Source organism: Microbacterium oleivorans NBRC 103075 (assembly GCF_001552475.1).
Classification (GTDB): Bacteria; Actinomycetota; Actinomycetes; order Actinomycetales; family Microbacteriaceae; genus Microbacterium; species Microbacterium oleivorans.
The window spans coordinates 32,564-52,047 of record NZ_BCRG01000014.1; the positions used below are offsets into that span (position 1 = coordinate 32,564).

Sequence of the window (19,484 nt, forward strand, 5' to 3'; positions counted from 1 at the left end):
GCCGCCCTCCCGACATCGCTCAGGTCAGGGGAGGAGCGCGATCACTTCGGCCAGATCGACCGGGCCGACGACGAGGTCGGCGCGCCCGCGCACGGCGGGCTTGGCATTGAACGCGACGCCGAGGCCCGCGGCATCCATCATCAGCAGATCGTTCGCGCCGTCGCCGACCGCGATCGTCGCGGACGCCGCGACACCGTAGGCAGCCGCCCATTCCCGCAGGGCCGAGGCTTTGGCAGCCGCGTCGACGATCGGCCCGTCGACGGCGCCGGTGAGGATGCCGTCGGCCACCGCGAGCCGGTTCGCGCGCCACACGTCGACCCCGAGACCCGGCGCCACGGTGTCGAGGATCTCGTGGAACCCACCCGACACGACGGCGGCGACACCGCCGCCGTCGTGGATCGCGGCGATCAGCGCGTCGACTCCGGGTGTCGGTTCGATGCGAGACAGCACACGGTCGAACGACGCGACGGGTACGCCTGCCAGCTCGCCCACGCGCGAGCGCAGACTCGCCGCGAAGTCGACCTCGCCGCGCATCGCTGCCTCCGTCGCCGCGGCGACTTCCGCGCCTCGACCGGCCTCATCGGCGATGAGCTCGATGACTTCGTTACGGATGATCGTGGAGTCGGCGTCGAACACGACGAGGAATCGGGCGTCAGGCACGCGTCAACGCTATCGGCTGGACGACGACGCGCCCCTCAGGACGGAATGCGGATGTTCTTGCCGACGACGGTCAGTCCGCTGTCGGTGACGGTGAAGCCACGGGACAGGTCGAGCTCGCGATCCACTCCGACCGTCGCGCCCGGTTCGAGCACGACGTTCTTGTCGAGGATCGCGCGGTGAACGCGGGCACCCGCCCCCACACTGACGTGATCGAACAGGACAGAATCCGTGATCGTCGACCCGCCGCCCGAGAGCGTCCAAGGGCCGAGGACGCTGCGCTCGAGGTGCGTTCCCGACAAGACGCAGCCGAGCGACACGATCGAATCGATCGCATTGCCGATGCGGCCCACGCCATCGCGGACGAACTTCGCGGGCGGAGAGTTCACCGACTGCGAGCGGATCGGCCAGTCCATGTTGTAGAGGTTGAAGATCGGCAGCGCGGAGATCAGGTCCATGTGCGCGTCGAAGAACGAATCGATCGTCCCCACGTCCCGCCAATAGTCCCGGTCGCGATCGGTGGACCCGGGCACGTCGTTGCGCTTGAAGTCGTAGACCGCCGCCTCACCGCGTGAGACGAAGTAGGGGATGATGTCGCCACCCATGTCGTGGTTCGACGTGGGCAGTTCGCCGTCGGCTTCGACGGCTTCGATGAGCGCGTCGGTGTCGAACACGTAGTTGCCCATCGACGCGAGGACCTCGCCCGGGTTGTCGGGAAGGCCGGTCGGGTTCTGAGGCTTCTCGAGGAAATCGCGGATCGTGACGCCGTCGGCGGGGTCGACGTCGATGACGCCGAACTGGTTGGCGAGCCCGATGGGCTGACGGATGCCGGCCACCGAGGCCCGCGCACCGGAGGCGATGTGCGCATCGATCATCTGCTGGAAGTCCATGCGGTACACGTGATCCGCACCGATGACCGCGACGATGTCGGGCTTCTCATCGTGGATGAGGTTCAGTGACTGAAGGATCGCGTCGGCCGAGCCGGAGAACCACCGCTTGCCCAGGCGCTGCTGCGCCGGCACCGACGTGACATAGGCGCCCAAGAGGGCGGACATGCGCCACGTCTGGGAGACGTGACGGTCGAGGCTGTGAGACTTGTACTGCGTCAGGACGACGATCTGGCGAAGCTCCGAGTTGATGAGGTTCGAGATCGCGAAGTCGACGAGACGGTACTGCCCACCAAAGGGGACAGCCGGTTTCGCGCGGTCCTGGGTGAGCGGCATGAGGCGCTTGCCCTCGCCACCGGCGAGAACGATACCGAGGACCTTCGGGGATGCTGGCATGTGCTCACACTAAAGCGATTTGCGCTGACGGGGCGAGGACTTTGGTGCGTGTTCCGTGTGGCCTAGAGTTCGGTCCATGCGCGTCGACATCGTCACGAAGGAGTACCCGCCGGAGATCTACGGCGGAGCGGGAGTCCACGTCACCGAACTCGTGTCGGCGTTGCGTTCACGCATGGAAGTCCAGGTCCGAGCCTTCGGTGAGGCACGCGACGAAGCCGACACCACCTCGTACGCGGTGCCCGCCGGTCTCGCCGAGGCGAACGCCGCCGTGCAGACCCTCGGCACCGACCTCGAGATCGTGGGAGACGTCGCCGGGGCCGACGTCGTGCACAGCCACACCTGGTACGCGAACTTCGCCGGTTTCCTCGCTTCGAAGCTCCACGGCATCCCTCACGTCGTCACGGCCCACTCCCTCGAGCCGCTCCGGCCGTGGAAGGCCGAGCAGCTCGGCGGCGGCTACGCGGTGTCGAGCTACGTCGAGCGGACGGCCTACGAGAACGCCGCTGCCGTCGTCGCCGTCAGCGACGGGATGCGGCGCGACATCCTCCGCAGCTATCCCGCCCTCGACCCCGCCAAGGTGCGCGTCATCTACAACGGCATCGACGTCGACGCCTGGCAGCCGCGGGAAGACCCCGATTTGCTCTCGCGCTGGGGGATCGACCCGTCGCGACCGTCGGTCGTCTTCGTCGGCCGGATCACTCGTCAAAAGGGCCTGCCGTACTTCCTGCGCGCCGCCGAGCTCCTGCCGCCCGAGGTCCAGCTCGTCCTCTGTGCCGGTGCCCCCGACACTCCCGAGATCATGGCCGAGGTGCAGGGCCTCGTCCGGCAGCTCCAGCAGACACGTGAAGGCGTCGTCTGGATCGAAGAGTTCCTCCCGCGTCCCGACCTGTGCGCGATCCTCACCTCCGCGACGACCTTCGTCTGCCCGTCCGTCTACGAGCCCCTCGGGATCGTCAACCTCGAAGCCATGGCGTGCGGCGCTGCGGTGGTCGGGACGGCGACCGGCGGCATCCCGGAGGTCGTCATCGACGGCGTCACAGGCCGTCTCGTCCCGATCGACCAGGTCGAGGACGGCACCGGAACGCCGGTCGACCCCGATCGTTTCGTCGCCGACCTCGCCGCGACACTGACCGAGGTCGTCTCCGATCCCGAGAAGGCGAAAGCCTACGGCCGCGCAGGACGCGAGCGCGCCGCATCCGCGTTCAGCTGGGAAGCGATCGCGGATGCCACGGCAGAGCTGTACCGCGAGGTCGCCGCGACCGGCCGCTAGCGTCCCGGCACGGTCCCGGCCGGTCGATAGGCTGGGAGCATGCCTCAGGTGCTCGAACTCGCCGACGTCGTCGTCCGTCGGAACTCCCGCAACATCGTCGATGGGATCGACTGGACCGTCGACGCAGACCAGCGGTGGGTCGTCCTCGGACCCAACGGTGCAGGCAAGACCACGATCCTGCAGCTCGCGGCGACTCTCGTCCACCCGACGTCGGGTTCCGTGACCGTTCTCGATGAGGTCCTCGGCCGCACCGATGTGTTCGATCTGCGCCCCCGCCTCGGTTTCGCCTCGTCGGCCATGGCGAAGCGCGTTCCGCAGGACGAGACCGTCCTCGACGTCGTCCTGACGGCGGCGTACTCGGTCCTGGGCCGGTGGCGCGAGGATTACGAGGCCATCGACGAGCGACGCGCGCGTCGGGTTCTGGGGGAGTGGGGGCTCGCAGACCTCGCCGACCGGACGTTCGGAACCCTGTCGGACGGGGAGCAGAAGCGTGTCCAGATCGCTCGCGCCGTCATGACCGACCCCGAGATGCTGCTCCTCGACGAGCCGACCGCGAGCCTCGACCTCGGGGCCCGCGAGGAGCTCCTGAGTCTCCTGGGCGGGTACGCCCGGGAGGAGTCGACCCCCGCGATGATCATGGTCACGCACCACGTCGAAGAGATCCCGGTCGGGTTCACGCACGTCCTCCTGCTGCGCGATGGTGCCGTGGTGGCGCAGGGGCCGATCGGGGAGACGCTGACGGCCGAGAATCTGACCGAGACCTTCGGGATGCCGATCACGCTGACGTCGCAGGACGGTCGGTTCGCCGCGCGCGCGGCATCCTGATAGAATCTTGCGTTGGCGCTCTCGCGCCGCAGACTTTCACCCGCATCTGGCAAAATCCAGGGCACTTCGTGAGGAACCCAATGAAGACTGACATCCACCCCGAGTACCGCGCCATCGTCTTCCGCGACCTCGGCTCCGGCGAGACCTTCCTGACCCGTTCGACGGTCACGAGCGACAAGACGATCGAGCTGGACGGCGAGACCTACCCGGTCATCGACGTTGAAATCTCGTCCGCTTCGCACCCGTTCTACACGGGCAAGCAGCGCATCATGGACTCCGCCGGCCGCGTCGAGAAGTTCAACCAGCGCTTCAAGAACTTCGGCAGCAAGTAAGCAGCCGTCATCGAAGGCCCCGCTTCGGCGGGGCCTTCGTCGTTGATGGCCGGGGCGGTCTGCCCGGTGGCCAGCCGGGTCAGCGGATCGGCCAGCTCCCGTCGACGTCCGCGTCGAGTCGTCCGATGCGGACGAAGTACTCGCTGAGGCTCTCCGCCTGGGCACGGGCCCAGGCGACCTGCTGTACGTGCAGCTCGTCGGCGGAGGTCTCGAGGTCGAACCGCGCGGCGATGGCCTGCGCGACCCGTCCGGCCGCAATCGCGTCGGCGGCCGCATCGTGGGCGCCCTCGAGCGTCACCGAGTAGTGCGCGGCGACGACTTCCAAGGTGCGCTTCCCCCGCCGGTACCGGTCGTAGGTCCTGTCGACGACGAGCGGATCGATCACGGGCGACGGTTCTGCGATCGGGGTCACGCCGTGCCGCAATCCCTCGTACTTGAGGAGGGAGAAATCGAAGGGCGCGTTGTAGGCGACCACCGGGATGCCAGCGGCGAACAGATCCCGAAGAGCGTCAGTCACCTCCGCGACGACAGCGGCGGCGGGCCGCCCGTCTGCTCGCGCGCGTTCCGTCGTGATGCCATGGACGGCGGTGGCACCCGCCGGAATCTCGACCTCGGGGTCGGCGAGCCACGTGCGCGCGTCGATGACGGCGCCGGATGCGTCGAGTACGCCGACGTGCGCCGTCACGATCCGATCGGACCGGACGTCGATGCCGGTCGTCTCGAGGTCGAACACCCCGATCGGTCCGGCACACGGGCCGGAGGTGAGGGGAGCGGGCGGCGAGACGAGCGGGGCCGGTGAGGCGTCGGCCGCCGTGGCGTGCTCGGCGGCGACGGTGGCGACGATCGGGGGTGAAGATGCCTCACTCCACGTGTCGTCGTCCCACAGCGGAAGTTCCCCCCAGGTGCCCATCCTCCGACGCTACGGTCGACCGCCGACATCTCCGGGGACGACGCGCCGCCCGGGTGACGCGGACGCACCGCTCGTAGACTCGGAGGGTGAGTGCCGAAAATCCCTACGCCGCGCGGCTCGCCGCGATCCCTGCCGAGCGGCACGAGGTGGTCGTCGCGGGTGTGCGGACCGCCTATTGGGTCTACGGCCCCGCGGAGGCGGCGATGACGATCCTCGCGGTGCACGGATTCCGCGGAGATCATCACGGGCTGGAGCCCGTCGTGGCGTTCCTCGACGGTGTGCGCGTCGTCTCGCCCGACCTCCCCGGCTTCGGCGATACGGCTCCCCTGCCAAGAAAGCACGACCTCGACGGCTACGCGACCTGGCTCACCGCATTCGCGACCGAGGTCGCACCCGGAGCCGTCGTCCTCGGGCATTCCTTCGGCTCGATCGTCTCGTCCGCTGCCGTCGCGCGCGGCCTCGCAACGCCGCGACTGATCCTGGTGAACCCGATCGGTGCGCCGGCACTGGAGGGTCCGCGCGGCATCCTCACCCGGCTCGCGATCTTCTACTACTGGGCGGGCGCACGGTTGCCGAAGCGGCTCGGTGATGCGCTCCTGCGGAACGGCCTCATCGTCCGCGTGACGAGTATCGCGATGGCCAAGACGAAGGATCGAGGCCTCCGCTCCTTCATCCACGACCAGCACGACACCTACTTCTCGCGCTTCGCCGACCGTGACACGCTGCACGAGGCGTTCGTGACCTCGGTTTCTCACGATGTCCGGGCCGCGGCCGCCGACATCGTGGTGCCGACCCTGCTGATCGCGGCCGAGAACGACGACATCACCCCGCTCTCCGCTCAGCACGAGCTGCAGCGGATGTTCCGTGACGCAGACCTCGTCGTCATCCCGAAGGTGGGACATCTGATCCACTACGAGACGCCGCGGGCAGCGGCGATCGCGATCACGCGCTTTCTTCAGCCTTCCGACGGCGATACGCCATGACGTTCATGCGGTTGCCGCAGTTGCCGGTGTCGCAGTAACGCTTCGACCCGTTCTTCGAGTAGTCGATGTAGACGGCTTGGCAGTCGTCGGCCGAGCACACGCGCACGCGGTCGAACTCGTCCGAGCGGATGACGTCGACGAACGCCATGGCGACCTCCACGGTGATCCGCGTCGCGAGGGGTGCCGCATCGTCGGTGGCGTGGATGTGCCAGTCGTACCCGTCGTGGATCACCAGCTGGGGGAGCGCCTGACCCTCGCGGAGCATGGCGTTGACGATCGGCACCGCAGCGACGCGGTCGCCGGTCCACAACTGGCGCAGCTGAGACCGCGCGGAGCGGAGTTCGGAGAGCTCGACATCGTCCCGGCGGATCGTTCCCGAGTAGGGATACTCCTGCAGGAACGTGCTCAGGTCCTCGAGGGTCGCCAGGCGATCGATCCCTTCGCCGTCGATCTCGGGAAGGGAGTTCACGAGCGCCGTCGCCGCGCGCAGTGCGCTTTCGGTGTCATGAATGAACATGGTGTTGACTCCTGACGCTTTCGGTCGCTACTGTCACCAGTGTAATGACGCTTAGGTCATGACGAATCGATCTCGCCCTCGAGGACCGCTGATGACTTCTACGATGTCCGTCCAGCTTCCCGCACGTCCCACGCGCGGTGCTGTCCCGCCGAGCGGGTTGGTCCTTGCGGTCGCGAGCGCCCTGACGTTCTCGGTCAGTGGCCCCATCGCCAAGCCGCTGCTCGAAGGGGGTTGGTCTCTCGCGGCCGTTCTCGCGATCCGGATGGGGGTCGCCGGCCTCGTGCTCTCGCCGGCGCTCGTGCGCACCCTCATTCGACGCCCCGACTTCCTCCGCGCCCATGGGGTCTCGCTTCTCGCGTTCGGGCTCATCCCCGTGGTCGGATGCCAGGTGTTCTACTTCTCTGCGCTGCAGCGGATGCCGGTGGGCATCGCCCTCCTGATTCAATACCTCGCGCCGGTCATGCTCGTCCTCTTCGTCTGGGCGAGGACCCGCCGTGCTCCGTCCCGCGTCGTGCTCATCGGATCCGTCGTCGCGATGGTCGGCCTCGTCCTGGTGGTGGACGTCGCCGGCGCGCGGTTCGATCTGCTGGGAACTGCGTTCGCCCTCCTCGCTGCGGTGTGTGCGTGCGTGTACTTCGTGATGAGCGAGCGGACCGGCGATGATCTGCCGCCGCTGTCGCTCGCGGCGGGCGGTCTGCTCATCGGGACGGTGACGATCCTGTTGCTGGCCGCCGGGGGCATCCTGCCCCTGTCGGTCTCCGACGCGCCCGTGGAACTGTTGGGGATGACCGTTTCGCCGCTCGTCCCGCTGGTGCTGGTGGGGCTCTGCACGGCGACGGGCTACGCGCTCGGGATCGTGGCCGTTCCCCGGATCGGTTCGCGCCTCGCGTCGTTCGTCGGACTCTCCGAGGTGCTGTTCGCGCTGAGTTTCGCGTGGCTCCTGCTGGGGGAGGCGCCCGCGGTCGTGCAGTTCGTGGGCGGTGCACTCATCCTGGCGGGCGTCGTCCTCGTGCGCGCCGAGGAGCGGGCGCCCGTGGATGTCAGTTCCCCCGCCGAGCCGCTGCCAGGAGAGGTCGCACCCGGTACCCGATGACCTCGCCCATCGCGAGAGACGTCTCGGTGCGCTCGACGCCGTCGATTGCCAGGATGCGCGCGTCGATGTCGAACAGGTGCTGCGTGTCCCGGGCAGCGACGCGGACGAGCAGATCGACGGGTCCGCTCATGCCGTGGCATTGGACGACCTCGGGGATCTCCTGCAGTTCCGCGGTGATCCGCGGCAGGTCGGCCTGACGCACCTGCACGTGCAGGATCGCGTCGATCGCGTAGCCGAGAGCGGCGGGTGACATCGCCCGTTCGAAGGAGAGGAACACCCCCGAGCGCTCCAGCTTCGCCATCCGGGCCTGGACGGTGTTGCGAGACAGCCCGAGCCGCTCGGCGAGAGCGACCACGGTGGCGCGGTGATCCTCGGCGAGGGCGTTCAACAGCTCGAGATCCACGTGGTCGAGAGCGCTCATAGTGCCACACCATAGCAGGAGGCCTCTCGTGCGCTTACGCATCCTGCTCAATGTTCTTCGGGATGCTTGAGCGAGGTGCGATGTCGGCCTAGTCTCGCACCATCCGGCGACGAAGCCGGTGTTCTGCCCCGGTCGTCCGTCCACAAGACGCGCGTCCGCGATCAGAGAGGGACGACGATGACCGACACTCTGACACCCGCCACCGTGGTGGCGAGCGATACCGAAGACGTGGCCCGACTGCTTGATCACGAGGGTCGCCGTGTGCGGGACGAGCGGCTCGAACCGTGGGCAGCCGACGTGGACGCGCCGATGCTCCGTCAGGTCTACCGAGACATGTTCCTCGCCCGCCGGCTCGACGCCGAGGGAGTCGCCCTGCAGCGCCAGGGACACCTCGGACTCTGGGCACCGGCGCAGGGGCAGGAGGCCGTCCAGGTCGGCACTGCGTGGGCGTGTCACGATGACGATTTCCTCTTTCCGAGCTACCGCGAGATCGGCATCGAAGTCGTCCGCGGCGTGCAACCCCAGGATTTCGTCCTCGTCTGGCATGGCGCTCAGCACGCGAGCTGGAACCCGTTCGATGTCCATGTCGCCAACCCGCAGATCATCATCGGCGCCCAGAGCCTCCACGCCGTGGGCTACGCGATGGGCATACAGCGCGACGGTGGCGACCAGGTGGCCGTGGCGTACTTCGGCGACGGCGCGACGAGCCAGGGCGACGTCAACGAGGCCATGATCTTCGCCTCCTCCTACGGCGTTCCGGTCGTCTTCGTCTGCTCCAACAACCAATGGGCTATTTCCGAGCCCGTGGAGCTGCAGTCACGCACGCCCATCTCCCACCGTGCGCCGGGCTTCGGCATCCCGAGCCTGCGCGTCGACGGCAACGACGTCCTCGCCTGCATCGCCGCGATGCGCTGGGCCGCCGATCACGCCCGGAGCGGACGCGGGCCCGCCTACCTCGAAGCCGTGACGTACCGCGTGGGGCCTCACACCACCTCCGACGACCCGACCCGCTACCGCGACGCGGGCGAGGTCGCCTACTGGCGTGCCCGCGACCCCCTCACTCGGGTCGAGGCGTACCTGCGTTCCCTCGGCGCCTTCGACGATTCGTTCGCGCAGTCCCTGACCGCGGATGCCGGCCGGTTCACAGCGGCGATGCGGAGCGCCGTCGTGGGGGCCGTGGCCCCCGAACCCCTCCGGGTGTTCGACAACGTGTACGCCGAGCCGCACAGCGGACTCGATGAGCAGCGCGCTCGATTCGCTTCCTACCTCGACGGCTTCGTGGGCGGTGCGTCATGACCGAACTCACGATGGGCAAGGCCCTCACCGCCGCCATGCGCCGTGCTCTCGCGGACGACGATCGGGTTCTCGTCATGGGGGAGGACATCGGCCGACTGGGCGGCGTCTTCCGCATCACCGACGGCCTTCAGGAGGAGTTCGGTGCCCGCCGCGTGGTCGACACCCCTCTCGCCGAATCGGGCATCGTCGGAACAGCGGTCGGGCTCGCCTTCCGCGGGTTCCGGCCGATCGTCGAGATCCAGTTCGACGGCTTCGTGTACCCCGCGTTCGACCAGATCGTCAGCCAGGTCGCCAAGCTCCACTACCGCACGCAGGGTCGCGTGAAGATGCCCATCACGATCCGCATCCCGTGGGCCGGCGGAGTCGGCGCGGCCGAGCATCACTCCGAGTCGCCGGAGGCGTACTTCGTCCATACAGCAGGGCTCCGGGTCGTTGCCGTGTCGAACCCGCAGGACGCCTACACGATGCTCCGTCAGGCGATCGCGAGCGACGACCCGGTCGTCTTCTTCGAACCCAAGCGGATGTACCACGCCAAGGGTGACGTCGACCTCGAGGCCGACATCGCGGACGCGGCTCCGCTCGGGCTCGCGCGCGTCGTCCGCGAGGGCACCGACGTGACAGTCGTGACCTACGGCGCGCAGGTGACGACGGCGATGGATGCCGCGCTCGCCGCCGAGGACGAGGGCATCAGCCTCGAGATCATCGACCTGCGATCGCTCTCGCCCATCGACTACGGCACGGTCGCCGCATCCGTCCGCCGCACCGGCCGCGTCGTCGTGACGCACGAGGCCTCCCGGGAAGCAGGCGTCGCTGCGGAGGTGATCGCGAGCATCACCGAGAAGTGCTTCCACTACCTCGAAGCGCCGCCCCTCAGAGTCACGGGTCACGACATCCCGTACCCGCCGGCGAAGCTCGAGCATCATCACGTGCCCGACCTCGATCGCATCCTCGACGCCGTCGACCAGGTCCTCGGACGCTCCTCGAACGTGCCGGAGGTGACCGCGTGATCACCGAATTCCGTCTCCCCGACCTCGGTGAGGGCCTCCGCGAGGCCGAGATCGTCCAGTGGCACGTCGCGGCCGGGGACGTCGTCACCCTGAACCAGACGATCGCCGAGGTCGAGACCGCGAAGGCCGTCGTCGAGCTGCCCTCGCCGTTCGCCGGCACCGTGTCCGCCCTGCACCACGCCGAGGGCGACATCGTCCCCGTGGGCGAGGTCCTGATCGCCTTCGAAGTGGAGGGGGCGGATGCCGCCGGCACAGACGCGCCGGTCGACGCCAAGCGAGAGCCGAACCTGGTCGGCTACGGTGCCGCACCGCGCAGTTCCGCGCGTCCCCAGCGTCGTGTCCGCGCGGGTATCGGTGGCGACGCTGTCGACCTGGCCGTCCGCGAGGCGGCACCTCACGATGCCATCGCGCCGACGGTTCCGGAGCACGAGCCGCGCGAGCGCCCGCGTTCCACTCCGCCGGTGCGCAAGCTCGCCCGCGACCTCGGGGTCGACCTCGACCTCGTAGCGGCACACGGCGTCGACGGGATCATCACGCGCGAGGACGTCGAGGCTTATGCGGCGGAGACGACCGCCGTGGCCGTCGCCCCCGCGCCGGCATCCGCACGTCCGGTGGCCGCGACGACGGACGACCAGCGGGTCCCGATCCGGGGGGTCCGCAAACACACGGCGGAGGCGATGGTGCGCTCCGCGTTCACGGCCCCGCACGCGGCGACATTCCTCACGGTCGACGTCACAGCATCCGTCGGGTTCGTCGCCGGTTTACGCGAAGACCGGCGATACGCGGAGCACCGCATCGGAATCATGGCGGTCGCGGCCAAAGCGGTCTGCCTCGCGCTACGCCGGACTCCCGAACTCAACGCGACCTGGGACGAGGCTGCCGGCGAGATCGTCCGGTTCGGGCGGGTGAATCTCGGGATCGCCGCGGCGACAGAGCGGGGACTCGTGGTCCCCTCGGTCAAGGATGCCGGCGCTCTGTCGCTCGTCGATCTCGCCGGGGAGATCCGCACACTCGCCGACACCGCGAGAGCGGGTAAGGCCACTCCGGCGGACCTGTCCGGCGGGACCTTCTCGATCACGAACTACGGGGTGTTCGGCGTGGACGCCGGAACCCCGATCCTCGTGCCCGGTGAAGCCGGGATCCTCGGACTCGGCGCGGTGCAGCGTCGACCGTGGGAGCACGACGGTGCCGTCGCTCTCCGCGACGTCATGACCTTGAGTTTGTCGTTCGACCATCGTCTGGTGGACGGGGCCGAAGCGGCCCGGTTCCTCACCGACGTGGCCGATGTCTTGCGTGAGCCGGGAAGGGCGATGGTGTTCGGATGAGTCTGCCGATGTCGGGATACAACCTCACAGAGGAGCAGATCGAGCTGGCCGGTCTCGTCCGCTCGTTCGCGGACGAGGTGGTCGCGCCCGCCTCGTACGAGGCTGACCGCACGAAGACTCTGCCGATGGACGTCGTGGCGCAGATGGGGGACATGGGGCTGTTCGGCCTGCCGTTCCCCGAAGAGGTCGGCGGCCAGGGCGGCGACTACGTCACCCTGGGCCTCGCCATCGAGGCGCTCGCCCGCGTCGATCAGTCGATCGCCATCACGCTGGAAGCCGGTGTGAGCCTGGGAGCGATGCCGATCTTCCGGTTCGGCACCGACGCTCAGCGGAAGGAGTACCTGCCCGACCTTCTGGCAGGCCGAGCGCTCGCCGGCTTCGGGTTGACCGAGCCGGAGGCGGGGTCGGATGCCGGGGCCACCCGCACGACCGCGAAGCTGGACGGCGGAGAGTGGGTCATCGACGGCGGCAAGCAGTTCATCACCAACTCGGGTACCTCCATCACCCGCTTCGTCACGGTCACCGCCGTCACCGGGAGCTCCGACGATGCGAAGCGCGAGATCTCGACGATCATCGTGCCCCGCGGCACCCCCGGCTTCACGGTGGGGCCGGCCTACGACAAGGTCGGCTGGCATGCCAGCGACACGCATCCGCTCGTCTTCTCGGGCGCGCGGGTTCCCGAAGCCAACCTGCTCGGCGAGCGGGGCCGCGGGTTCGCGAACTTCCTGCACATCCTCGACGAGGGCCGCATCGCGATCGCGGCGCTGGCCACAGGTGCGGCGGAGGGATGCCTCGAGGCGGCGGTCGACTACGCGAAGACCCGGGTGGTCTTCGGCGAGTCGCTCGGCAGCCGGCAGAGCATCCAGTTCATGCTCGCACGCATGCAGCAGCGTGTGCACGTGTCGCGGCTCGCGTGGCTGCACGCTGCGCGCCTGCGCGATGCGGGGCGGCCCTTCAAGACCGAGGCGGCGATTGCGAAGCTGACCTCGAGCGACGCCGCGATGGACAACGCGCGCGACGCGACGCAGATCTTCGGCGGCAACGGCTTCATGAACGAGTACCCCGTCGCGCGCCACTTCCGCGACTCGAAGATCCTCGAAGTGGGGGAGGGGACGACCGAAGTGCAGCTGCTGCTGATCGCCCGGTCGCTCGGCCTCGCCTGAGCGTCAGACGGGCAGCGCGGACGACGTCAGCAGTGACAGCCAGGCGTCCTCGACCCGGAAGGTGTGCGCAGAGCCGTTGGCCAGCTTGTGGCCGGGCTCCGGATACTCGCCGGACGTCGCGTGCGAGATCACGGTGCGGATGAGTGCGCCGTGGGCGACGGCGATGACGTGCGGGGATGCCGGTGCGACCAGTGAGCGCGCATCGGCGACGGCCTCCTGGATGCCCCGCAGTGCGCGGGTTGTCACCTCCGCCCAGGGTTCGGCATTCGGGACATCGGCCGTGTGCCATGGCCCCCACCGTTCGAAGACCTCGACGTCGGTGAGGCCTTCCGCATCCCCGTACCCGCGCTCGCGCAGCGCCGGATAGGTGCGGGGTGCCGGGAGGTCGAGGATCTCGGCGATGATTCGTGCAGTCTCGTTCGCACGCGACAGATCGCTGGAGACCACGACGCTCGGGGTGAGGGGATCGAGTGCCTCGGCGAGGGCGGTTCCCGCCGCGCGCGCCTGAGCGCGGCCGGTGTCGTTGAGGGGGATGTTGCTGGACCCCTGGATGCGGCGGGTGCGGTTCCAGTCGGTTTCGCCGTGGCGTACGAGGGTGATGATCGTCACCTCTCGAGCGTACGGCGACCGCATCGGTGGCTCAGACCGCGGCGAGCGCGTCGCCGAGGACAGTGAGCACCTCGGACGCGCCTGCGTCGATCTTCACGGTCGCACGCTTGTCGCCTCGGGTCTCACCACGGTTGACGATCACGACCGGGAGGCGGCGTCGGCGCGCACGGTCGAGGAGACGGATGCCGGAGTTCACCACCAGCGATGATCCGACGATGAGGAGGGCGTTGCTCGAGCGGAGGAGCTGTTCGGCTTCGCGGAACTTCTCGAGGGGGATGTACTCGCCGAAGAAGACCACTTCGGGCTTCAGCATCCCGCCGCAGACGGAACAGTCGGGAATGATGAAGCCGTCGCTCGCGCCGGGTGTCACGTCACCGTCGGGCCCGAGTTCGACGTTCTCGGGCACGGTGATCCACGGGTTGTCCCGTTCGATCCGCACCGCGAGGTCGCGACGGTCGAAGACCTGACCGCAGTGCAGGCAGGAGACACGGCGCATCGTGCCGTGCAGCTCGACGACGCGGCGGCTGCCGGCGCGGACGTGCAGACCGTCGACGTTCTGCGTGATGACTCCGGTGGCGATCCCCGCCTTCTCGAGGTCGGCGAGCGCGCGATGGCCCTGATTGGGGGAGGCGGCGGCGAAGGTTCGCCAGCCGAGGTGGCTGCCGACCCAGTACCGACGGCGGGAGGCATCGTCGGCGAGGAACTCCTGCGCCGTCATGGGGGTGCGGACGGGGGCGCCCTTGCCGCGATAGTCCGGGATACCCGAATCGGTCGAGAGTCCGGCACCGGTGAGGACGGCGACGCGATGTCCCGCGAGCGCGTCGATTGCGCGTTCCACTGCGGCGGTCGTCGCGGCATCCAGGTCCAGCACGCTCATGGCCCTCCTCGGTGATCGAGCCTACGCCGTCGTCGTTTCGCGGAGGTCACGTCGGCCCGCGTGACAGCATGGGGCCATGACGACGATCCGCATCGACGACCCCGCGGATCCGCGCCTCACGGACTACCGCGGCCTCACCGACACCGCCCTCCGGCGGGTGACGGAACCGGCCGGAGGTCTCTACATCGCCGAGTCGGCCAAGGTCATCACGCGTGCCGTCGAGGCGGGGCACCGCCCTCGCTCGGTCCTTGTGCAGGAGAAGTGGGTCGACGACGTGACGGCGCTCGCGGGCGACGCGCCCGTCTACGTCGTCCCCGACACGGTCGCCGAGCAGGTCACCGGTTTCGCCGTCCATCGGGGAGCGATCGCTGCCATGCACCGGCCCGTGCAACCCGCCCCGGAGGATCTCCTCGCCGAGGCGCGGACCATCGTCGTCCTCGAGGACATCGTCGACCACACGAACGTCGGTGCGGCTTTTCGCGCTGCGGCCGCGCTGGGCGCCGATGCGGTGCTCGTGTCACCCCGCTGTGGCGACCCGCTGTACCGGCGCAGCGTGCGGGTGAGCATGGGGACCGTCTTCCAGGTGCCGTGGGCGCGTCTACCCGAGTGGGATGCCGAGGGGTCGCTCTTCACCGACGCGGGGGTGCATCTTGCGGCGCTCGCGCTCTCCGACGACGCCGTCTCGCTCGACGTGTTCGCCGCCTCCCGCCCACCCCGCCTCGCCGTGCTCATGGGCTCGGAGGGCGATGGCCTGTCGGCAGCAGCGCTCGCCGCCGCGGACACGATCGTCACGATCCCGATGTCGGGCGGGGTCGACTCGCTGAACGTCGCCTCCGCTGCGGCCGTCGCGCTCTGGGCGCTTCGCTGACTCAGTCGCCGCGCGGGTGACCGGAGAACGGCAGCGCGTCAGGCCGCTTCGCGGTGATGTCGTCGCCGGAGGACTGGTGCCGAAGGCGCCGGAGGACCCACGGCACGAAGTGCGTGCGCGCCCAGACGAGGTCGTTCGCCCGCGCAGCGCGCCACGTCGTCGGCGGAAGCGCCTCGGGGGCCATCGGCTGCAGCTCGTTCGGCACGTTCAGGGAACGCAGCACCATCCGGGCGACCTCATGATGGCCGAGCACGTTGTAGTGCAGGCGGTCGTCGTCGAAGAAGCGCATGTCCTGCACCTCTTTGAGCGCCCACTGGTCGGCGACGATGCAGTCGTAGCGGTCGGCGATCGCGCGGATGTTCTCGTTGTAGATCGCGACGCGGCCCCGGATGCCGCGGAACACCGGCGTGAACTCCGTGTCGATGGCGGTGAACACGAGGAGCGTCGCGCCCTGGGACGACAGGCGGGCCACGGCATCCTCGAACAGCTCGGCGACGGCATCCGGATCTCCCTGGGGACGGATGACGTCGTTGCCGCCGGCGGAGAGCGTGATCAGATCGGGCTTCAGGGCCAGCGCCGGCTCGATCTGGGCGTCGACGATCTGGCGGATGAGCTTGCCGCGGATGGCGAGGTTCGCGTACGCGAAGTCGTCGACCTGCGACGACAGGACGGCGGCGACACGATCGGCCCAGCCGCGATGCTCGCCCGGGCGGTCGGGGTAGGGATCGCCGATCCCCTCGGTGAAGGAGTCGCCGATCGACACCATTCGCCGCCAGGGGTGGACGGTCGGATTGGGGATATAGGGCGACCGGTTCTCGGCCGCGCCCGGGGCGTTCTCGATCATGGCACCTCCACATCGAGGCTACCCGCCGGAGGTCAGTCGTCCAGATGCCGGCGGGGGTGACTGTCGGAATGCACGATTAGGGTGGATCGACGTGACGAGCGAGATGACGAGCGAAGAAGGGGCGGCTGCGGAGGAGCCCCACTTCGGGAGTTTCGCCGCCGAGCATCTTTCCCCGGCGTTCCCGCAGCGCGCCCCGTGGGGAACTGCGCAGAACCTCCGAGCCTGGCAGGCCGAAGCGCTCGAGCGGTACTTCGAGATGGACGGACCTGACGGGGTCGGGGGCGGGCCTCGCGACTTCCTCGCCGCCGCGACCCCCGGCGCCGGTAAGACCACCTTCGCCCTTCGTCTCGCGAGCGAGCTGCTCCGCCGTCGCATCATCGACCGCATCATCGTGGTCGCGCCCACCGAACACTTGAAGACCCAGTGGGCGGATGCCGCGGCCCGTGTCTCGATCCGCCTCGACCCGCGCTTCAGCAACAAGCACTTCACCCCGGCGCGGCACTACCACGGGGTCGCGGTCACCTACGCGCAGGTCGCCGTGAAGGCATCCGTCCATGAGCGGCTCGTCCTCGACTCGAGGGCGCTCGTCATCCTCGACGAGGTCCACCACGGCGGTGACGCACTCAGCTGGGGCGATGCGCTCCGCGAAGCGTACGGACGCGCAACCAGACGTCTGCTCCTGTCGGGGACCCCATTCCGCAGCGACAGCGCTCCCATCCCGTTCGTCGAGTACCACCCCAACGACAAGGGCATCCGGCTGTCGCGGACCGACTACAACTACGGCTACGGACGTGCGCTCGCCGACGGCGTCGTCCGCCCCGTCCTCTTCCACGTCTACGCGGGGCAGATGAAGTGGCGGACCAAGGCGGGCGACGAGTACGAAGCCCACCTCGGCCAGGACAACACGAAGGACATCAACTCCCAGGCGTGGCGGACGGCGCTGAATCCCGAGGGGGAGTGGATCTCGGCCGTTCTGCGCTCCGCCGACCGGCGTCTCACCGAGGTCCGCCAGGACGTCCCGGATGCCGGGGGCCTCGTCATCGCGACGGACCAGACGGCGGCGCGCGCGTACGCCGCGATCCTGCGCGACATCACGGGGGAGCCGACGACGGTCGTCCTCTCCGACGACAAGGCGGCCTCGGGCCGCATCGAGACTTTCGGTCAGTCGACGACGCGATGGATGGTCGCGGTCCGCATGGTGTCGGAAGGTGTCGACGTCCCCCGCCTCGCCGTCGGTGTGTACGCCACCAGTGCGTCGACGCCGCTGTTCTTCGCTCAGGCGATCGGCCGCTTCGTGCGAGCCCGCCGCCGGGGCGAAGCGGCATCCGTGTTCCTCCCGAACGTTCCGCAGCTGCTCGCCCTCGCGAACGAGATGGAACGTGAGCGTGACCACGCCCTGGACCGCGAGGAGACCGACGACGACGGCCTCGAAGACTCGCTGCTCGAAGAAGCGGAGCGGGAGGACAAGGCATCCGATTCGCTCATCGAGGAGGGTAGCTACCAAGCCCTCGGTTCGACCGCGCACTTCGACCGCGTGCTCTACGACGGCAAGGAGTTCGGGCAGCTGGCCGTGCCGGGAACCCTGGAGGAGGAAGAGTTCCTCGGCATCCCGGGACTGCTCGAACCCGAGCACGTGCACGATCTGCTCATGCAGCGGCAGTCGCGACAGACGAGGCACCGCCACGCGCGTGAAGCGCAGGAGAAGACGACGGCCGAAGCGACGGGTGAACCGGAGAACACGCTGCCGCCGGCCCTCCACCGCACGCTCCGTGAACAGCGCCAACTCCTCAACAGCCTCGTCGGGCTGTACGCACGGCAGAGCGGTGAGCCGCACGGAGCGGTGCATGCGGAACTCCGCCGGGTGTGCGGCGGGCCCGAGGTCGCCCGCGCCACGGTCGCTCAGTTGCAGGCCCGCATCGAGGTCCTGCGGCGCCGCGTCCACTCCTGACGCGTGCTCCTTCGGATCCCCGAAATGCTGGCAGTTCCAGCTTTCGGCCGATGGCGGCCATCGGCCCTGACTACCGTGAAAGGGACATGAACACCCTGAACGCGACTTCCGTGCCCGACGCCACGCCCCGAGATCGGCGGCGGTGGGCCGCCTACCTGGCGGACGAACGCGCCGAAGCCCGGGTGTATCGCGAACTCGCGGCACGACGGTCGGGGGAGGAACGCGAGATCCTCGCGGCTCTGGCCGACGCCGAGGGGCGGCATGAGGCTCACTGGCTCGGCCTCCTGGGCGGAGAGCCCTCGCGTCTCCCCCGCGCGTCGGTGCGCACTCGGATGCTGGCGGCCATGGCGCGCCGGTTCGGCTCCATCTTCGTCCTGGCGCTCGCGCAGAACGCGGAAAACCGTTCGCCGTACGACGACGATCCCCACGCGACTCCCGCCATGCGCGCCGACGAGAAGATCCATGGCGAGGTCGTCCGCGGCCTCGCGGCCCGCGGCCGGATGCGACTGTCGGGAACCTTTCGGGCGGCGGTGTTCGGCGCGAACGACGGTCTCGTGTCGAATCTCGCCCTGGTGATGGGTATCGGTGCGACGGGTGTCGCTCCCCAGTTCGTCCTCTTCAGCGGCGTCGCGGGCCTGCTTGCGGGAGCCCTCTCGATGGCGGCGGGCGAATTCGTCTCCGTGCGCTCGCAGCGGGAGCTGATCGAGGCGACGCACCCCAACAACGACACCGACCACGTCCTCCCCGACCTCGATGTCGACGCGAACGAACTCGCACTCGTCTACCGCACGCGCGGTCTCGATGAGGACGCCGCTCTCGCGCGGGCGCGGAAAGTCATCGCGACGGCGCAGGCGAGCGACCGGGCCACTCCGTACCGCCGCGCCGCGGAACCGCCGGCGGACCTCGAGTCCGTGGGGTCGGCGTTCGGCGCTGCGGCATCCAGCTTCGCGTTCTTCGCGTCGGGCGCGGTCATCCCCGTGCTGCCGTGGATCTTCGGGCTGTCCGGCTTTGCAGCCGTCGCATTGGCGTTGGCCCTCGTGGGGCTCGCGCTCCTGCTCACCGGCGCGACAGTGGGGCTGCTGTCGGGGGCTCCGCCGCTGCGTCGTGGGCTCCGCCAATTGGCGATCGGATTCGGTGCCGCAGCGATCACCTATCTGCTGGGTCTGCTGTTCGGCGTGTCCGCCGCGTAGCGGCGCTGACAGTGCTCTCGATTTATCGGTCCGCACAGAACGTGCTACTGTCGATCCTCGGTTGCG

Annotated in this window: 20 protein-coding genes; 12 read left to right on the forward strand and 8 right to left on the reverse strand. The window is 69.0% G+C overall.

Translation table 11 applies throughout. From position 1 onward, the window contains the following. Positions 1–24: 24 nt before the first annotated feature. Together serB and glgC are read right to left on the reverse strand one after the other, a co-directional pair. Entirely contained in the window at positions 25–660 is a 636-nt protein-coding gene (gene serB, locus MO1_RS13070) for a phosphoserine phosphatase SerB (protein ID WP_060916259.1), read from the reverse strand. A gap of 35 nt (positions 661–695) precedes the next feature. Continuing rightward, entirely contained in the window at positions 696–1,940 is a 1,245-nt protein-coding gene (gene glgC, locus MO1_RS13075; RefSeq protein WP_036308631.1) for a glucose-1-phosphate adenylyltransferase, read from the reverse strand. A gap of 76 nt (positions 1,941–2,016) precedes the next feature. On the opposite strand from glgC, the gene glgA reads away from it, so the two are divergent. The 3 genes from glgA to MO1_RS13090 all read left to right on the forward strand — a co-directional run bounded on the left by glgA (position 2,017) and on the right by MO1_RS13090 (position 4,367). Then, a complete protein-coding gene (gene glgA / locus MO1_RS13080) occupies positions 2,017–3,210 on the forward strand; it encodes a glycogen synthase (RefSeq protein ID WP_060916260.1) in 1,194 nt (397 codons plus the stop codon). 39 nt (positions 3,211–3,249) lie between these two features. Next, positions 3,250–4,035, forward strand: a complete 786-nt coding sequence (locus tag MO1_RS13085) for an ABC transporter ATP-binding protein (RefSeq protein WP_060916261.1) — start codon at positions 3,250–3,252, stop codon at positions 4,033–4,035. Positions 4,036–4,115: 80 nt separating this feature from the next. Continuing rightward, positions 4,116–4,367 (forward strand): type B 50S ribosomal protein L31, encoded by a 252-nt coding sequence (locus MO1_RS13090; RefSeq protein ID WP_036308636.1) that lies wholly within the window; start codon positions 4,116–4,118, stop codon positions 4,365–4,367. Positions 4,368–4,446: 79 nt separating this feature from the next. Here the strand turns inward: MO1_RS13090 and MO1_RS13095 are convergent, their stop codons facing one another. Further along, positions 4,447–5,277 carry an exonuclease domain-containing protein gene (locus tag MO1_RS13095; protein ID WP_060916262.1) on the reverse strand — a complete coding sequence of 277 codons (831 nt, stop codon included), beginning with the start codon at positions 5,275–5,277 and terminating at the stop codon, positions 4,447–4,449. Positions 5,278–5,363: 86 nt separating this feature from the next. Between MO1_RS13095 and MO1_RS13100 the strand changes: the two genes are divergently transcribed. Further along, positions 5,364–6,260, forward strand: coding sequence for an alpha/beta fold hydrolase (locus MO1_RS13100; protein ID WP_060916263.1), 897 nt, complete (start codon positions 5,364–5,366; stop codon positions 6,258–6,260). Here MO1_RS13100 and MO1_RS13105 read toward each other — a convergent pair. Next, entirely contained in the window at positions 6,220–6,777 is a 558-nt protein-coding gene (locus MO1_RS13105) for a CGNR zinc finger domain-containing protein (RefSeq protein WP_036308643.1), read from the reverse strand. The genes MO1_RS13100 and MO1_RS13105 overlap by 41 nt on opposite strands. A gap of 103 nt (positions 6,778–6,880) precedes the next feature. Between MO1_RS13105 and MO1_RS13110 the strand changes: the two genes are divergently transcribed. Continuing rightward, positions 6,881–7,870, forward strand: a complete 990-nt coding sequence (locus tag MO1_RS13110; protein ID WP_255209275.1) for an EamA family transporter — start codon at positions 6,881–6,883, stop codon at positions 7,868–7,870. On the opposite strand, the gene MO1_RS13115 is transcribed toward MO1_RS13110, so the two are convergent. After that, positions 7,818–8,291: an Lrp/AsnC family transcriptional regulator gene (locus MO1_RS13115; RefSeq protein WP_036308647.1), complete on the reverse strand. Its 474-nt coding sequence runs from the start codon at positions 8,289–8,291 to the stop codon at positions 7,818–7,820. The genes MO1_RS13110 and MO1_RS13115 overlap by 53 nt on opposite strands. 177 nt (positions 8,292–8,468) lie before the next feature. On the opposite strand from MO1_RS13115, the gene pdhA reads away from it, so the two are divergent. From pdhA to MO1_RS13135, 4 genes are read left to right on the forward strand one after another with little or no spacing between them, the layout of a single operon-like run. Then, a complete protein-coding gene (pdhA, locus tag MO1_RS13120; protein ID WP_036308648.1) occupies positions 8,469–9,587 on the forward strand; it encodes a pyruvate dehydrogenase (acetyl-transferring) E1 component subunit alpha in 1,119 nt (372 codons plus the stop codon). After that, positions 9,584–10,594, forward strand: coding sequence for an alpha-ketoacid dehydrogenase subunit beta (locus MO1_RS13125; RefSeq protein ID WP_060916264.1), 1,011 nt, complete (start codon positions 9,584–9,586; stop codon positions 10,592–10,594). The genes pdhA and MO1_RS13125 overlap by 4 nt, the downstream gene beginning before the upstream one ends. Continuing rightward, positions 10,591–11,919 (forward strand): dihydrolipoamide acetyltransferase family protein, encoded by a 1,329-nt coding sequence (locus MO1_RS13130; protein WP_060916265.1) that lies wholly within the window; start codon positions 10,591–10,593, stop codon positions 11,917–11,919. The genes MO1_RS13125 and MO1_RS13130 overlap by 4 nt, the downstream gene beginning before the upstream one ends. Before the next feature lie 8 nt (positions 11,920–11,927). Continuing rightward, a complete protein-coding gene (locus MO1_RS13135; protein WP_082724424.1) occupies positions 11,928–13,082 on the forward strand; it encodes an acyl-CoA dehydrogenase family protein in 1,155 nt (384 codons plus the stop codon). A 3-nt stretch (positions 13,083–13,085) separates the two neighbouring features. Here the strand turns inward: MO1_RS13135 and MO1_RS13140 are convergent, their stop codons facing one another. Together MO1_RS13140 and MO1_RS13145 are read right to left on the reverse strand one after the other, a co-directional pair. Next, complete coding sequence (locus MO1_RS13140; protein ID WP_060916296.1) at positions 13,086–13,691, reverse strand: histidine phosphatase family protein; 606 nt, start codon at positions 13,689–13,691, stop codon at positions 13,086–13,088. A 31-nt stretch (positions 13,692–13,722) separates the two neighbouring features. Further along, positions 13,723–14,568 (reverse strand): Sir2 family NAD-dependent protein deacetylase, encoded by an 846-nt coding sequence (locus tag MO1_RS13145; RefSeq protein WP_036308658.1) that lies wholly within the window; start codon positions 14,566–14,568, stop codon positions 13,723–13,725. A 76-nt stretch (positions 14,569–14,644) separates the two neighbouring features. On the opposite strand from MO1_RS13145, the gene MO1_RS13150 reads away from it, so the two are divergent. After that, the gene (locus tag MO1_RS13150) at positions 14,645–15,436 is read left to right on the forward strand and encodes a TrmH family RNA methyltransferase (protein WP_060916267.1); all 792 of its coding nucleotides are present in this window, start codon (positions 14,645–14,647) and stop codon (positions 15,434–15,436) included. Position 15,437: 1 nt separating this feature from the next. Here MO1_RS13150 and MO1_RS13155 read toward each other — a convergent pair whose 3' ends face one another. Continuing rightward, positions 15,438–16,280, reverse strand: coding sequence for an SGNH/GDSL hydrolase family protein (locus tag MO1_RS13155; protein WP_036308661.1), 843 nt, complete (start codon positions 16,278–16,280; stop codon positions 15,438–15,440). Positions 16,281–16,383: 103 nt separating this feature from the next. Here MO1_RS13155 and MO1_RS13160 point away from each other — a divergent pair, with 103 nt between their 5' ends. Both MO1_RS13160 and MO1_RS13165 read left to right on the forward strand, forming a co-directional pair. Beyond that, positions 16,384–18,228, forward strand: coding sequence for a DEAD/DEAH box helicase (locus MO1_RS13160; protein ID WP_060916297.1), 1,845 nt, complete (start codon positions 16,384–16,386; stop codon positions 18,226–18,228). An 86-nt stretch (positions 18,229–18,314) separates the two neighbouring features. Continuing rightward, positions 18,315–19,418, forward strand: coding sequence for a VIT1/CCC1 transporter family protein (locus MO1_RS13165; protein ID WP_036308662.1), 1,104 nt, complete (start codon positions 18,315–18,317; stop codon positions 19,416–19,418). Positions 19,419–19,484: the final 66 nt, after the last annotated feature.

Excerpts from the sequence above, each read along its gene's own strand:
- glgC (WP_036308631.1), bottom strand. The coding sequence starts at position 1,940 with ATGCCAGCATCCCCGAAGGTCCTCGGTATCGTTCTCGCCGGTGGCGAG.
- glgA (WP_060916260.1), top strand. The coding sequence starts at position 2,017 with ATGCGCGTCGACATCGTCACGAAGGAGTACCCGCCGGAGATCTACGGC.
- MO1_RS13085 (WP_060916261.1), top strand. The coding sequence starts at position 3,250 with ATGCCTCAGGTGCTCGAACTCGCCGACGTCGTCGTCCGTCGGAACTCC.
- MO1_RS13090 (WP_036308636.1), top strand. The coding sequence starts at position 4,116 with ATGAAGACTGACATCCACCCCGAGTACCGCGCCATCGTCTTCCGCGAC.
- MO1_RS13095 (WP_060916262.1), bottom strand. The coding sequence starts at position 5,277 with ATGGGCACCTGGGGGGAACTTCCGCTGTGGGACGACGACACGTGGAGT.
- MO1_RS13105 (WP_036308643.1), bottom strand. The coding sequence starts at position 6,777 with ATGTTCATTCATGACACCGAAAGCGCACTGCGCGCGGCGACGGCGCTC.
- MO1_RS13110 (WP_255209275.1), top strand. The coding sequence starts at position 6,881 with ATGTCCGTCCAGCTTCCCGCACGTCCCACGCGCGGTGCTGTCCCGCCG.
- MO1_RS13115 (WP_036308647.1), bottom strand. The coding sequence starts at position 8,291 with ATGAGCGCTCTCGACCACGTGGATCTCGAGCTGTTGAACGCCCTCGCC.
- pdhA (WP_036308648.1), top strand. The coding sequence starts at position 8,469 with ATGACCGACACTCTGACACCCGCCACCGTGGTGGCGAGCGATACCGAA.
- MO1_RS13125 (WP_060916264.1), top strand. The coding sequence starts at position 9,584 with ATGACCGAACTCACGATGGGCAAGGCCCTCACCGCCGCCATGCGCCGT.
- MO1_RS13135 (WP_082724424.1), top strand. The coding sequence starts at position 11,928 with ATGTCGGGATACAACCTCACAGAGGAGCAGATCGAGCTGGCCGGTCTC.
- MO1_RS13145 (WP_036308658.1), bottom strand. The coding sequence starts at position 14,568 with ATGAGCGTGCTGGACCTGGATGCCGCGACGACCGCCGCAGTGGAACGC.
- MO1_RS13150 (WP_060916267.1), top strand. The coding sequence starts at position 14,645 with ATGACGACGATCCGCATCGACGACCCCGCGGATCCGCGCCTCACGGAC.
- MO1_RS13155 (WP_036308661.1), bottom strand. The coding sequence starts at position 16,280 with ATGATCGAGAACGCCCCGGGCGCGGCCGAGAACCGGTCGCCCTATATC.
- MO1_RS13160 (WP_060916297.1), top strand. The coding sequence starts at position 16,384 with ATGACGAGCGAAGAAGGGGCGGCTGCGGAGGAGCCCCACTTCGGGAGT.
- MO1_RS13165 (WP_036308662.1), top strand. The coding sequence starts at position 18,315 with ATGAACACCCTGAACGCGACTTCCGTGCCCGACGCCACGCCCCGAGAT.